Source organism: Paraburkholderia fungorum (assembly GCF_003610895.1).
Lineage (GTDB): Bacteria > Pseudomonadota > Gammaproteobacteria > Burkholderiales > Burkholderiaceae > Paraburkholderia > Paraburkholderia fungorum_B.
This window is the reverse complement of record NZ_MCAS01000001.1, coordinates 216,664-230,431: the sequence shown is the minus strand read 5'-3', so window position 1 is coordinate 230,431 and position 13,768 is coordinate 216,664. Positions and strand designations below refer to the sequence as shown.

Here is a 13,768-nt window from a genome sequence, read left to right as displayed (position 1 = left end):
TGAGACTGCCGTTCGAAGTACCGAAGCAAGCACGGAAATAAGCCGCAAACAAGACGATGGCGCTCCTTAGGAGCGCCATCGTCGTTTCTACGCGTACGGAATCGGTCATGCCAGCCTTCACACGTGAACGATTTCCCATTCGCTGAGCTTTTCAGGAATTTCGAGCGTCGATGTGTCGACTTCCGTGAGTTGCGGGCAGCTCAGGCCGCGTGCGACTTCATCGGCAGCCTGTTCCGGGCAGGAAAATTCACCAAGCGTCTCGTTGCCGTAGGTTGCCTCCCAACCATCCTGGGCCGGCAAAATGTAGAACGCTCCCTGGGTCGATCCAAAGCGAAAGCCTTTCATTTTTAGTCTCCCAATTGCCAATTAAAAACCGCTGTGCCGTGGCGGCTTCAGGTAGGGGCGGGGGACTCGCTGCGACTGCGCTTCGTCCCGTCTTTCACTGCACCCTTTTCGCTGCGTCCTATGAAGCGTCGGCTCTTGTAAAAGAGTCTACGTCAGCAAGTCACGGCGCAAGGGGCTGTTAGACGGTTCGCTCGATCAAAAAATATTGTTTAAAAATAAAGACTTGCGTCTTTCATTTTACGATGTGCAACGTGGGGCGACATTGCGAAATGGCGAATTTGTGCCACGCACCACGATTTTTTACGAAGCAAGGACTCATGCCACATCGTGAAATTTTGGCGTCCTGGCCAAATAGTGGGGCGCCGTGCGTTCGCGGCACGGCGAAACGCGGCGGGTGAATCGCTCCGTTCAGGGAAGAATCTGCCTCAGAAACCCGAGCAGGGCGCTGTTGAATTGCGCCAGCCGTTGCAGCGGAGCGAAATGACTCACGCCCGGCAGGAGAAGCAACGCCGCGCCGGGAATACTGCGGGCAAGGTAGTCGGCGTGCTCCGGCTTGATGAACTCGTCGTGTTCGCTCTGGACGATCGCAACCGGCACGCGAATCCTCGCCAGATCGTGGGCGGAATAGTTCGGCTCGGTTCTCATCATTTCGCTGACCGCGCCAACGAATGCGTCGAAGTCGCCGGGCGTGGCCGAGAGCTGCGCATAGTCTTTGGCATGCCGCGCGAAACACCGGTCGATAAGCGGCGTCGGCACGAATTCTTTGGTCCCGCCCGGATCCATGTTGCAACCGAAGAAGAACACGCCCGCAACCCGCTCGGGGGCGTGGTGACCCAACACCATCGCGATGCAGGCGCCGTCGCTCCAACCTGCCATCGCGGCGCGCTCGAGCTGCAACGTGTCCATCACGGCCAGAACGTCGGAGGCCATCAGCTCATACTTATAGGGACGCGCGTCGCGGGTGCTGCGGCCGTGGCCGCGGCTGTCGATCACGACCACGCGGTGCCCGGAGCCGACCAGCGCCGGCACCTGATAGCCCCAGTTGCCGCTATGCCCCAGACCGCCGTGCAGCAGGATGACCGGCGTGCCGGTTCCGTATGACGCGTACCAGATTCGCGCCCCTTCGTGCTCGACGTAGCCTTGATCGCTCGAAGCGGGCAGCGGGGCCGCACCGTGGGCTTCGAAATGGGTGAGATCGTCGTCGTGGAATTCCATGAGCGGTGTTGTCCTGGTGAGCCTGGTGAGCCAGATGAGCGTGGCAACCCAAGGATCCATCAGGTTGCCCGCGCCGTCACCAGAAAATCAACCGGGCTACGAATTCTCGCGCTCGAACGGCGCATCAGGTCACCGCAACCGCAACCGCAACCGCCACGTATTTCAATGATTCGTCTGCCCGAGTCCGTGCTGTGCCGACGCATTCGAATTACCTGCCGACGTGGCGTTCGAAACGCCCCTGCCCGGCGCGGGAAACACCACGAGCATCAACACAACCCCGGCCAGCAGCACCACGGCCAATCCAATCAGTCCGAACTGCGCGCTGCCGGTCTGCGTCTTGACCCAACCGACGAACGCCGGACTCACGAAGCCGCCGGTGCCGCCGAGGCTTGTGATCATCGCAATACCGCCCGCCGCCGATGAACGCGGCAAGAAGGTCTGCGGAATCGTCCAGAACACCACAAAGGCGCCGTAGGACGCAGCCGCCGCCAGTGCCAGCAAGCCGACACCGAGCGCGACGTTATGGCCGGCGGCGGGCAGGAGCGCGAACGCGAGTGCAGTCACGCAGGCGCTCGCGGCGATGTGCCAGCGCCGCTCCATGGTCCGGTCGGAACTGGCGCCGACCACATAGGTGCCGAGTGCCGCCGCAATAAAAACGAGCGCCGACAATAGCCCGACGTCGAGCACGTTCGCGACGCCCATGTCGCGAATGACAGTTGGCGCCCAGAAGCCGATCGCGTTGAAGGGCATCATCACCGCGAAATAGACGAGCGCCGCGAAATACACGCGTGGGTTGGCGAGCGCGCCGCGCAGTCCGTCGAGATGACCGCTTTGTTTGGTCTTCTCATCGGCGGCGAGTTCGCGCGACACCAGCGCCTTTTCGCGCGCGTCGAGCCAGTTCACGTCGTCCGGTTTATCGCCGAGCATGAGGAACGCGGCGATGCCGAGCGTCACGGCAGGCACGCCTTCCAGAAGGAATAGCCACTGCCAGCCCGGCAAGCCGCCGACACCCGCCAGCCGCGTCATGATGAATCCGGACATCGGGCCGCCGACAATGCCCGCCACCGCCGTGGCCATCATCAGGAATGCGGTCACGCGTGCGCGCCGCGCGCCAGGAAACCAGCAGCTCAGATAAAAGATGATGCCGGGGAAGAAACCCGCTTCGGTCACGCCGAGCAGAAAACGCATGGCGTAGAACTGCGTCGGCGTGCGTACGAACATCATCAGACTCGACACCAGTCCCCACGCGAACATGATGCGCAACAGCGTGCGGCGTGCGCCGACGCGCTGCATCCACAGATTGCTCGGGACTTCGAACAGTACGTAGCCGATGAAGAAAAGCCCCGCGCCCAGCCCGTAGGTCGACTCCGAGAAGCCGAGGTCGTGCATGAACTGCAGCTTGGCGAAGCTGATGTTGACGCGGTCGATATAGCTGATTACGTAGCAGAGAAACAGCAACGGGATCAGCCGGAAAAAGATCTTGCGATAAGTGCGTTCGACTTCGGCCGGGGTGATGTCGCCGGGAGTCGTTGTGCCTGAATGCGAATAGCCGTGCATGATGGTCTCGCGAAGAATACCCACTGCGGTGAGCGTCGCCGTGCGTGTTGTGAGGCAAGCCGGCGACGTCCGATCTCAAAGCGGTCCGGCACCGCGTCACTATCCGTCCACGACGCTCGCCGCGCAATGCTCGCTTTCGTGCGTGCCGTCGGCCGCACGATGCGCGGCGCCCGCGCGCGGCAGGCAGCGCGCCAAGGCGTCGCCGGCCCGCACGCCCTTGCCGGCAGGCAGCACGAAGAGCGGATTGATATCCAGTTCCTTCAGGTGCGCCTGCTGGTCGAGCGCCATGGCCGAGAGCGCGACGATCGTTTCGACGAGCGCCTCGATGTCGCCCGGCGGTTTGCCGCGCGCGCCATCGAGCATCGCGAAGGCGCGCAGTTCGCGGATCATCGCGTGAGCGTCGGCGTGCGTGACGGGTGCGAGCCGGAACGTCACGTCCTTCAGCACTTCGGCATAGATTCCGCCGAGGCCGCACATCACAGCCGGCCCAAACGACGCATCGTTCTCGATGCCGACGATCATCTCAAACGCGTCGCGGATTTCTTCCTGCACCAGCACGCCTTCGATTCTCGCGTGAGGTACATGGCGGCGCGCATTGGTGACGATTTCGTCGAAGGCGTCGGCAAGCGTGGCTTCATCGCGAATGCCGACCCGCACGGCGCCGGCTTCCGTCTTGTGCGCAATGTCTGGCGATTGCACCTTGATCACGAGCGGAAAGCCGATCGACCGCGCGATCGCGCATGCCTCGTCGCGGTGATGGGCGAGCCCGCTCTTCGGCGTCTCGATGCCGTAGTCGCGCAGCAGCGCCTGCGACGTGTGTTCGGTCAGGTCGCCCTGGCCGGCAGCCAGCAGCGCGCGCGCGTGTTCGACCTCGTAGCGCGCCTGCGCGAGCGGTTCGGCGCGGCGTGCCGCGGCACGCTTTCGCTGTGCCTGGGCATAGTCCGACAAGGCCGCGAACGCGCGTCCGCAACGCACGGGGGTGGCGTACAGCGGCACGCCGTGCGCTTCGATCATCTCGTAAGCTTCACGCGCCATGTCGCGGCGTGCGTTCCAGGCGAGCATCATCGGCTTGGCCGTGGCGTCGTAGACACGCACGATCGCCTCGGCCATCGCGCGGGCGACGTCGCCGCTCGCCGCAGCGGCCATGATCGCGATGGAATCGATGTCCGGATCGTCGGCAATGATCTGCAGCGCGTCGGCAAAAATCTTCGGCTCGGCGAGGATGCCCGCCGTGAGATCGACCGGATTGTTCAGCGAAGCAAACGCGGGCACGATGGGTTTGAGCCGCTCGAGCGTCGCGGCCGACAACGGGGGCACGGACATGCCACGTTCAGCGCAGGCATCGGTAATCAGAATGCCGGCGCCGCCCGAGAGCGTGACGACCGCGATCCGGTTGCCGCGCGGCAGACGTTTGGCTTCGAACGCGCGGGCGTAGTCGCCGAGGTCGGCGACATCGGTGACTTCGATTACGCCGGTCTGGCGGAATGCCGTGCGATAGAGCGCTGAGGCGCCGCCCAGATTCGCCGTGTGCGACGCGGCCGCCTTGGCGCCGTCAGCGGTGTTGCCGACTTTCCATGCGAGCAGCGGTTTGCCGGCATCGAGCGCGCGGTTGGCAACGTCGACGAGACGCCGCGCATCTTTCAGGCCTTCGATATACGCGGCGATCAGCGACGTCTGCGGGTCGGCGATACAGGCATCGACCAGATCGAGCAGGCTGACGTCGGCCTCATTGCCGGTGGTGATGAAATGCCGCAAGCCGATGCCGAGTTCGTCGGCCATCAGCAGCAGCGCGCAGCCGAACCCGCCGCTTTGCGAAATCAACGACAGGCCGCCGCGCCGGTAATCGACACCGAACGGTGCGCCGAATCCGGCGTAGACGCCCGCGCCGGTGCTAACCAGGCCCTGGCAGTTCGGGCCGATCACGCGGATGCCGAACGCTTTCGCGACTTCCGCGCATTCGCGTTGTAAGGCAGCGCCGGCTTCGCCCGCTTCAGCGAATCCGGAACTGTAGATGATCGCGAAGCGGATTCCTTTTTCGCCACATTGGCGCAGCATGCCGGGCACGCGGCGCGCCGCGACGAGGATCAGCGCGAGATCGGGCGCAGCGGGCAATGCGGCGATGCTGGCGTGGCACGCTACGCCGTCGATCTGCGCATACTTCGGATTCACCGGGTACAGCGCCCCCTGATAACCGTGCTGCATCAGAAAGCGCATGGGCTGGCCGCTGATCGACTTCGGATCGTTCGAGGCGCCGATGATCGCGATCGAGCGCGGCTCGACGAGCCGTTGAATGTCGAGCGTATCTGCGGCGTGCACGGCTGGGTTCATGACTTTGTTCATGGCGGTGTTCATGCGGCACGCGCAGCATCGGCATGCGCGCTGTCCTTGGGCTGTGCCTGATTGCGTTCAGCGGCGCGCCGCAGCGTGATCTTCGCGATGTTCAACTGATGAATCTGCGTGGTGCCTTCGTAAATGCGGAACGCGCGCACGTCGCGGTAGAACCGCTCGATTGCGTTGCCCGCGAGGTAGCCGCGTCCACCGAGCATCTGGACCGCGCGATCCGCGACGCGGCCGCACATTTCAGAGGCGAACATCTTGCACATCGACGCTTCCAGTGCGACGTCCTTGCCCGCATCGCGTTGGCGAGCGGTTTCGAGAATCATCGAGCGCGCGGCGAAGATTTCGGTCTGGCATTCGGCGATCAGCGCCTGCACGAGCTGGAACCCGGCGACAGGCTGGCCGAACTGTTCGCGTTTCGATGTGTAGGCAACGGCTTCTTCGAGCATCCGCATGGCCGGACCCGTGCACAGCGCGGCGAGATGAATGCGTTGCTTGTTCAATACCTTCATCGCGGTACGGAAGCCCTGGCCTTCGACGCCGCCGATCAGATTGGCCGCGGGCACGCGGCACGCCTTGAACACCACGTCGCCGACTGGCGAACCGGCCTGACCCATCTTGTCGTAAGGCGCGCTGGTAGAGAGCCCTGGCATGCCGCGTTCGACGAGAAACGCGGAAATGCCGGCAGCGCCTGGCGTGGCCGGATCGGTGCGGGCCATCACCGTGAACAGGTCCGCGATCGGCGCGTTGGTAATGAAACACTTGGTGCCGTCGAGGATGTAATGATCGCCGTCGCGTCGCGCGGTGGTGCGCAAGGCGGTGGCATCCGAGCCGGCTTCCGCTTCGGTCAACGCGAACGCGCCGGTTAGCTCGCCCGACGCGAGGCGCGGCAGATAGCGTTGCTTCTGCTCAGCGGTGCCGTCGGCCACGAGTGCTTCCGAGCCGATGCCGGTATTGGTGCCGACTCGCGCGCGGAATGCCACCGAGGCTTGCGAAAGCTCGAATGCGCCGCGTACGAGTTGTTCGGTCGAAAGCCCCGCGCCGCCGAAATCGCGCGGAATGCTCCAGCCGAAATAGCCGAGTGCGCGCATGCGCTCGACGAGATCCGCCGGCACGGCGTCGGCCTGCTCGATCTCGTTTTCGCGCGGTATCGCTTCTTCACGAACGAAACGCGCGACATCGGCGAGCATCGAATCGAAAGGCGTGGGATGGCTGGTCATGCTTGTCTCCGTCATGTGAGTCGATTTATGACTTCACTATCGAAGATTTACAGGTATCCGGCATGATTTGTTCGACTCTGCAGAACAGAGTTTGGATATGCTGAACAGCGGGCGCAAAATCGGCTATCTGAAGGGAGACGATCATGGCAGCCAACAGCAGGCATTCCGCGCCGGCGGCGCTGGCAAGCGACTATCTGGATTCGAAGGCGCGCTACGAGCCCGACGAGTTCGAAGGCGACCGGCAGTTCGCCACCACCTTGGCGCGCGGCCTCGACATCCTGCATTGCTTTACGCCGCGCGAATCGCAACTCGGCAATGCGGAGCTGGCGGCGCGCACGGGGATGACCAAGGCCACGATCTCGCGCTTTACCTACACGCTCACGCGCCTCGGCTACTTGCGCGTCAATCGTATGAACAACAAGTTTCAGCTCGGGTCGGCCGTGCTGTCGTTGAGCTATCCGTTGCTCGCGAGCTTGAGCGTGCGGCAGATCGCGCGAGCTTCGATGAAGGACCTGGCGGATCAGATTCGCGGCTCGGTCTCGCTCGGCATGCGCGACCGGCTCAATGTCGTCTACCTGGAAAGCAGCCGCAGCACGACGCCTTTGGGCCTTCCAGCGGATATCGGCCTGAGTTATCCGATCGTGCGAACCGCAATGGGCCGCGCGCTGCTTGCGGCGCTCCCGGCTGAGCGGCGCGAGGCGCTCTGCAATGAGATCGCGGTGAAGGCGCCGAATGAATGGAATACGTTTCGCGAGCGCGTGATGAGCAGCATTGATTACTTCTATGAGCGCGGCTTCTGCGTTTCGTACGGCGACTTGCGCCAGGAAGTGCACGCCGTCGCCGTGCCAATGAAACCTTCGGCCGACGGCGAGATCCTGGTGTTCAACTGCGGGGTGCCGTCCTATCTGTTGAAAGAGAATCAGCTGGAAGGCGATGTCGGGCCGCGGCTGGTTTCAATGGTGCGCAGTATTGAAGGGGCGATGGGGATTTATTAGCAGCGCTGACTGATAGTTCGCGATTTCGATTTCAGTGCGCTTCAATCCCGGCCACGCTGGCAGGAACCGTGGCGATCAGATTTGCCGCCAACTGATGCGCCCGCTCCCGTTGCGCCGCCGTGAGCCCGGCGCCGACGCGCTGCTCGACAATCCTGGCGGCGTCGGCATAAACACGCAAGCCCGGTTTGGCGGCAAAGCTCGCCTGGGCACGCTGCAGCCACGCGTCGCCGAGCGCCTCGTCGCGCGTCACGCCGTCGCCCGCGAGGAAACGGATGCCGGTCTCGTATTGGCGCAAGGGTTCGCCCAGCAGGGCCTTGTTGAGCGCCGAGAGTGCGCTCCATGTCGCGTCGCTATCGCCTGCAGCGGCAGAGGCCCGTAAGCCGCTGCTCGTCGCCGCTCGGGTATCGTCGGTGGTGAGGGCGAGCCAATGCGTCGAGCGCTGGGTGAGCGAATGGGTGGCATCCGCGGCCTGTGCGCGCAGGGCAAGCGCGATGGTTGCCGAATCGCATCCCAACGCGGCGGCTTTGCGATGCCAGCCGACCGCGTGTGCGTCGTCGCGCGGCACCGAAGTGCCCGCGCCGGTGTCGTACAGATTCGCGAGATCGTTCGCCGCTTCACACGAACCCGCCGCCGCGGCCTTTTCGAGCCATTCGCGTGCAAGCGAGAGGTCTTGCGCGACACCGCGTCCGCTCAGATAGGCGTCGCCCACCATTTCCATCGCAGCCGAACTGCGGTCCGCCGCCCGGCTGGCCCATGCAAAGGCCTCGTGTTCATCCCGCTCACCGCCGAGTCCGGTGAACAGATGCCACGCGAGCGAGGCTTGTGCTGAGGCATTGCCCTGTGCCGCGGCGCGGCGGAACCAGTACATCGCGGCACCGAAGTCGGCCGTTACGCCATCGCCCTGGTCGTACGCGTCACCGAGGATCGATTCGTAGACGGCGTCGCCGTTATTCGCGAGGCGCCATTGCCAGTAGACCCGCTCGCGGGCGGTCGTGTCGTTGCCGGTGGACACGCCGACAGCCAACTGACGCATCGCGAGGACATCGCCCGCCTGCGCGGCAGCGCGGCACCAGCGTTGCGCGGCTGCCGCATCGCGGGCGACGCCCGAGCCGTTCGCGTAGGCGAGGCACAACACGCGCTGCGAGACGAGATCGTTGGATTGCGCGCCACGTGTGAACCATTTGACCGCGCTCGCCTGATCGGGCGTTATGCCTTCGCCCTTGGCGTAGAGGCTGCCCATGGCGGCGTAAGCGGGGCCGAATTTCTGCGCGGCGGCCTTGACCAGCCATGCCTTTCCGCTGTCCTTGCTGGTCGATGACGGACGCGCGAGCAGCGCGAGGCCAAGCATGGTCTGCGCCTGTGGATCGCCGGCTTGCGCGGCGAGTTCCAGATAGTGTTCGCCGAGCGCTTCGTCGCGCGGGGTGCCGACGCCGTAAAAGTACTGCCAGCCCGTTACGCGTTCACCTTCGACGTTGCCGAGGTCCGCTGCCTTGCGATACCAGACCAGCGCCTGCGCTTTATCGACCGGCACGCTTTCGCCGGTGAACAGCATCTTGCCGACCATCACGGCGGATGGCGCATAGCCACGCTCAGCGCCCGTGCGTGCGAGCTGGAAGGCGAGCGCCAGGTCCTTCGGCATGCCGAGCCCGCTTTGGGCGAGCGACGCGAGATTGAACGACGCGACTCCGAGTCCTTGCGCGGACGCCTGTTCATACCACTGCTTCGCTTCGACGGGATTGCGCGCTTCGCCTTCGCCACGCTGCAGCATCACGCCGAGATCGTTCTGGGCCGAGGCCACGCCTGCCCGCGCGGCGCCGCGCATCCATCCGATTGCGGCATCCAGATCGATCGGGCCGCCAAGCCCGAAGCGGTACTCGACGGCCAGGTCGAATTGCGCCATGGCGTCGCCTTCGAGCGCGGCCTTTCGATGCCATACGCGCGCCAGTGCGGCGTTGCGCGTGGTGCCGACGCCGGTCGCATAGAGTTCGCCAAGCCGACGCTGCGCGTAGATCGAGCCGCGCCGCGCGGCAGTCGACATCAGCGCAAAGCCGCGTTGGTTGTCGCGCGAAACGCCTGTACCACTCAGATAAAGATCGGCGAGCGCGGCGTACGCCTCGGTGTAGTTCCGCGTCACCGCGACGTTGAGCCAGCCCGCTGCGTTGCTGACATCCTGTGTGACACCCCAGCCGCGCAACAGCGCGATGCCGAGCAGAAACGCGCCCTTGGCGTCGCCGTGCGTCGCGCCTTGAATGAACCACGTAACGCTGCCCTGAACGTCGCGAGACACGCCTTGCCGGCCGCTCGCCAGCAATTGACCGGCATGGGTCGCGCCACTCGGGTCGCCATTTTCAGCCGAGCGCGCGAAGGCCGCGTACGCGGAGGCGAAGTCGACCGCTGCGCCTTCGCCGTTGTAGTCCATCAGGCCGAGCATGTCGGCCGCGGCGCCGTCGCCATTGTCCGACGCGAGCGCGAGCCAGCGGCGTGCGCTGGCATAGTCCCTCGGCACGCGCGAGCCGTCGTGGTAAAGCGCGCCGACCACGCGCTGCGTGGCAGGCGAACCGTCGAGCGCGGTCTGCGTCAGGATGGCGAGACCGGCATCGTCGGGGCGTGCCGCGAAGCCGAACAGCACCATTTGCCCATAGACGAGACGCGCGTCGAGATTACCGGCAGCCGCCTCCGCCCGGCAGGCCGCGAGCAGTTGCGCGGGTTTCGCGAGCGGCGAGGCGGCCCATTCCTGAGCGGCGGCGAAGCGCAATACGCAAGGCGTGGTCGGGTCGCTGAACGGCGCGAACGGTACGGCTGCGAACGAAAACGCCGGACGGGCGGCGTCCTGAGCGATCGACGGCATGGCGTTGGCGACGTGCGGCGCCACGGCGGCGACTGCCGTTAGCGCAAGCGACGGGAGCCGCCACAGCGGCGACAGCGTCGAACGCATTCGCGATACGACAGGCCGCGCGCGATGAAAGCGGCTGACGGATGCAACTGTCACGCACCGCCTCGCTGGACCATCATCCACTCGTTGGTTCCATAGGGCTGGAGGTCGTTCAGACGGTCGACAAACGCGCGTGCAGCGTTGTCGTCGTGTTTCACGTATCGCTCATAGGCCGCGGCCACGAACCATGTCTCGGCGAGCGCGTTCTGGATGGCGACCGGCTCCGTGAGCATGACGACCTGCATGTACACCTGCGAGACCGGCAGTTTGCCCTGCATGTACAGCAGCAGCCAGCGGCGATAGCTCCCGAAGACCGGTTGCGACGCATGCCGGATATAGCCGTCGAAGTAGGCATTGGCGGGCGCGGCGCCGGCGCTTCTTGCGCGCACGTACAGATAAAGCGTTGCCATGTAGTCCTGGTCGGCGGGCTCCGCACCCTTGGCGCTATCGGCCAGTGCGTCGATTGCTTCCGGCCACTTGCCCTGCTGTATGTAGGCGAGCGCTGCCGAACCCGAGACCTCGCGGTACGTGCTGTAGACCGCGGCAGGGTTGGCCGCCGCGGCCGCTTCTTCATGGGCCCGCTTGCGCAGCGGTGCGGCATACGCGAGGGCGGCATCGATACGATTCAGATCGACCAGTGTCGTGACCTTCGACTGTTTGTAGCTCACGTTGTCCGGTGCGAGTGCGATCGCCTTGTCGATCGCCGCCAGTGCGTCGAGATGCCGGCCGATGCCGTCCGAGAATGCCGAAATGTCGCTGTAGGCCTCGGCTTTAGCCAGTGGCGTCGTGGAGGACTTGAGCGACTGGCGTCCTTTTTCGACCTGTTCGGCTGCCATGTTGTAGAGCGGATTAGTATCGCCGAACGGATGGCGTCGTTCGTGCGCGAGATCGATGCCAAGCGAGGCAAGTTTCGCGCGCACCGTCGCATCGATTTCCCGGTCGGACGCCCAGCGGGCGAACTGCACGTAGTCTGCCCGCGCGCCGGCGGCGTCGCCGGATACCTCGCGTACGACGGCGCGTCGGTGATAGATATCCGAAAAGGCCGGTTGCAACGCGAGGCCTTTGGTGAACGCGTCGATGGATTCCTGATAACGCTTCTTTGTTGCCAGCGCGGAGCCGAGTTCCTGATAGTAGGACGCGCCGTCCGTCAAATCGAGGTCGTGCGTGATCTCATGCGCTGCCCGAATCCGCTCGAGCGTCGCGAGACTCTCGTCGTTGCGCTGATTGGTTCCATATAGATGGGCGAGCAACAGCAGTTGCACGTCGGTTGGCGCCGGCATCAGTTCGATCGCGGCCAACTGCGAATCGAGCGCGGCCCGATCGTCCCGAAGCGCCATATTGATGAGCGTGAGTTCCTGCAGCACCTGTTCGCGCAACGCAACCGGCAGGCTGTGCGAAGCAAGACATTCGTTCGCGAGACGGTTCGCGTCGGCCGGATGGCCGCTATCCATTGCCGCAGGAATACGCTGGCAAGTGGCGAGCACGTCCGGCGGCACATTCGCGGTAACGCTCGCGGCCGAACCGGACTGCGAGCCGACTGTTGTAGCGATTGCCGCTGCGGCGACTGGAGCGGGATCATGCGCGCACGCGCTCAGGCACAATGCGGCGGCGACGGCCGCCGCGCGTCGGCTTACGATGTTCTTCATTTTCATTTGCGGGTGGTGAAGAGGCCGGCGCGGCTGTGAGTGATTCTGCGCCAAGCATCCATATCGGCAAAAAAATGAAGAACTTGAGCGCTTCGGCTCGTTCGCGGATTCAGGTGTCCCGCACAAATGGATATCGATGCGCGCACCGATCTCCACCGCGCGGGACGCTCCCCGCCGCCTAGTTCGACACGTACGCTACATAAGGCCCCGTGCCGCCGCCCGTGGACGGCTTGCCCGTAATGCCGTAGTACACGTGCCGGCCATAGAAGAACGGCATGCCGAAGTCGAACACCCGCGTCATATAGATACCGAGGTTGTTGAACGCGTTGTTCCCCGATGCGTTCAGCAGCGCGCCGTTTGCGATATTGAAACCGAGTGCCACGCTCGCCGGGGTGGCGCCCACCAGCGTCGAGCTCCGGCCCACCGTTGCAGTGGGGATGTAGTACCCGGTCGAACTGTCGATCGGAATGGTCAGGTCCGGGAAGAACATTACCGTCGAGCCGGAATCGAAGAACGTTTTGGTCTGCGTGGTCCCGCTGTAGCTCGACGTGAAGTCGCCGTTCCCGTTCGTCCTGATCAGCGTGGCGCTCGTGCCGGACAGCGCGTTGTTGGCCTGCGTGTCGATGCCGAACACCAGCGTACCTTGAGCGGTCGGGCTGCCGCTGTCCGACACCTGGGCCATCTCCAGAATCACGCCGTTGTTGTCCTGCGGGAACATGGAAACCGGATTGGTGATTTGTCCGGCAAGAGGCACCGCGGTGTTGACGCCGGCGTTGGTGTAGTAGAACGTCGACACAGGGCCCTGCTGGCACGCGAGGCCGCAGTCGGTCGGACTCACGCCGATGCCGAGAATGCCGTTAGCACCGAGGTCGCCCGTGGTGACGAGCGCGCGGCCAACCTGGCATTCGGTCGGGGCGGGTGTCGTCAGCGTGCTGTCGCCGATCACCTGGATGGGGACGTTCTGGGCGATCTCACCCGAAAGCGCCACGTCCGCGAAATGGACGGTACCCCACGCGTAGCCGCTGCCGAACAACGCGCATTCGGCGAGTGGCTGGCTGCTGCCTACGGTTTCGGCTTGCAGTAGATTGAAGGTCGCTGTCGGAATCGCGGAGCGAACCAGACGCAAGCCGAACGATGCGGTATCGACGATCACGTTGGGGATGATCGTGCAGGCGCCGGTGGCGTTAGTGTTGTTGGCACAGATGGTGACGTTGACCATCGGCTGATTGTGGATGCCCGTTCCGCTCACCGTGACCCCAATCGTATTGCCGGGGCCGACCGGGGTCGGCACCGCCGAGGCGTCCACCGCGAGTACGTTGGGCGTCGAGTTATTGCTGTTCGACGAAGAACTGGTTCCGCTCGGCGCTGCGGGCGAACTGGCGGCGGCCGGTGCATTTGCCGCCGTGCTGCTGTTACCGCCGCTGCTACCCCCGCCACCCCCACCGCAACCGGCCAGACTGAGTCCGAGCGCCGCGGCAATGATCCATGCGATTTTGCGCACTTTTATTCTCTCGATTGATT

10 protein-coding genes are annotated in these 13,768 nt (G+C 64.4%); 2 read left to right on the top strand and 8 right to left on the bottom strand.

Annotation, left to right across the window (positions count from 1 at the left end; genetic code table 11):
- Positions 1 to 117: 117 nt before the first annotated feature.
- Positions 118 to 345, bottom strand: coding sequence for a hypothetical protein (locus tag BCY88_RS00945; RefSeq protein ID WP_120342398.1), 228 nt, complete (start codon positions 343 to 345; stop codon positions 118 to 120).
- 408 nt (positions 346 to 753) lie between these two features.
- Positions 754 to 1,560, bottom strand: a complete 807-nt coding sequence (locus tag BCY88_RS00940; RefSeq protein ID WP_120342397.1) for an alpha/beta fold hydrolase — start codon at positions 1,558 to 1,560, stop codon at positions 754 to 756.
- Here BCY88_RS00940 and BCY88_RS39745 point away from each other — a divergent pair.
- Entirely contained in the window at positions 1,559 to 1,729 is a 171-nt protein-coding gene (locus tag BCY88_RS39745) for a hypothetical protein (RefSeq protein WP_183081233.1), read from the top strand. The genes BCY88_RS00940 and BCY88_RS39745 overlap by 2 nt on opposite strands.
- Here the strand turns inward: BCY88_RS39745 and BCY88_RS00935 are convergent.
- From BCY88_RS00935 to BCY88_RS00925, 3 genes are all read right to left on the bottom strand, one after another.
- A complete protein-coding gene (locus BCY88_RS00935) occupies positions 1,723 to 3,117 on the bottom strand; it encodes an MFS transporter (RefSeq protein WP_120342757.1) in 1,395 nt (464 codons plus the stop codon). The two genes, BCY88_RS39745 and BCY88_RS00935, sit on opposite strands and share 7 nt — an antisense overlap.
- Positions 3,118 to 3,216: 99 nt before the next feature.
- On the bottom strand, positions 3,217 to 5,457 hold the full coding sequence (locus tag BCY88_RS00930; RefSeq protein ID WP_259461180.1) for an acetate--CoA ligase family protein: 2,241 nt from the start codon (positions 5,455 to 5,457) through the stop codon (positions 3,217 to 3,219).
- Positions 5,458 to 5,465: 8 nt separating this feature from the next.
- Positions 5,466 to 6,674 (bottom strand): acyl-CoA dehydrogenase family protein, encoded by a 1,209-nt coding sequence (locus BCY88_RS00925; RefSeq protein ID WP_120342396.1) that lies wholly within the window; start codon positions 6,672 to 6,674, stop codon positions 5,466 to 5,468.
- Between the two features lie 143 nt (positions 6,675 to 6,817).
- Between BCY88_RS00925 and BCY88_RS00920 the strand changes: the two genes are divergently transcribed.
- Positions 6,818 to 7,669: an IclR family transcriptional regulator gene (locus BCY88_RS00920; protein WP_183081232.1), complete on the top strand. Its 852-nt coding sequence runs from the start codon at positions 6,818 to 6,820 to the stop codon at positions 7,667 to 7,669.
- 31 nt (positions 7,670 to 7,700) lie between these two features.
- Here the strand turns inward: BCY88_RS00920 and BCY88_RS00915 are convergent, their stop codons facing one another.
- The 3 genes from BCY88_RS00915 to BCY88_RS00905 all read right to left on the bottom strand — a co-directional run bounded on the left by BCY88_RS00915 (position 7,701) and on the right by BCY88_RS00905 (position 13,748).
- Positions 7,701 to 10,658 carry a tetratricopeptide repeat protein gene (locus tag BCY88_RS00915; protein ID WP_259461179.1) on the bottom strand — a complete coding sequence of 986 codons (2,958 nt, stop codon included), beginning with the start codon at positions 10,656 to 10,658 and terminating at the stop codon, positions 7,701 to 7,703.
- Positions 10,655 to 12,247: a tetratricopeptide repeat protein gene (locus tag BCY88_RS00910; RefSeq protein ID WP_183081231.1), complete on the bottom strand. Its 1,593-nt coding sequence runs from the start codon at positions 12,245 to 12,247 to the stop codon at positions 10,655 to 10,657. The genes BCY88_RS00915 and BCY88_RS00910 overlap by 4 nt, the downstream gene beginning before the upstream one ends.
- A 178-nt stretch (positions 12,248 to 12,425) precedes the next feature.
- A complete protein-coding gene (locus BCY88_RS00905; RefSeq protein WP_120342393.1) occupies positions 12,426 to 13,748 on the bottom strand; it encodes a DUF3443 family protein in 1,323 nt (440 codons plus the stop codon).
- Positions 13,749 to 13,768: the final 20 nt, after the last annotated feature.

Excerpts from the sequence above, each read along its gene's own strand:
- BCY88_RS00945 (WP_120342398.1), bottom strand. The coding sequence starts at position 345 with ATGAAAGGCTTTCGCTTTGGATCGACCCAGGGAGCGTTCTACATTTTG.
- BCY88_RS00930 (WP_259461180.1), bottom strand. The coding sequence starts at position 5,457 with ATGAACAAAGTCATGAACCCAGCCGTGCACGCCGCAGATACGCTCGAC.
- BCY88_RS00920 (WP_183081232.1), top strand. The coding sequence starts at position 6,818 with ATGGCAGCCAACAGCAGGCATTCCGCGCCGGCGGCGCTGGCAAGCGAC.
- BCY88_RS00910 (WP_183081231.1), bottom strand. The coding sequence starts at position 12,247 with ATGAAGAACATCGTAAGCCGACGCGCGGCGGCCGTCGCCGCCGCATTG.
- BCY88_RS39745 (WP_183081233.1), top strand. The coding sequence starts at position 1,559 with ATGAGCGGTGTTGTCCTGGTGAGCCTGGTGAGCCAGATGAGCGTGGCA.
- BCY88_RS00940 (WP_120342397.1), bottom strand. The coding sequence starts at position 1,560 with ATGGAATTCCACGACGACGATCTCACCCATTTCGAAGCCCACGGTGCG.
- BCY88_RS00935 (WP_120342757.1), bottom strand. The coding sequence starts at position 3,117 with ATGCACGGCTATTCGCATTCAGGCACAACGACTCCCGGCGACATCACC.
- BCY88_RS00925 (WP_120342396.1), bottom strand. The coding sequence starts at position 6,674 with ATGACCAGCCATCCCACGCCTTTCGATTCGATGCTCGCCGATGTCGCG.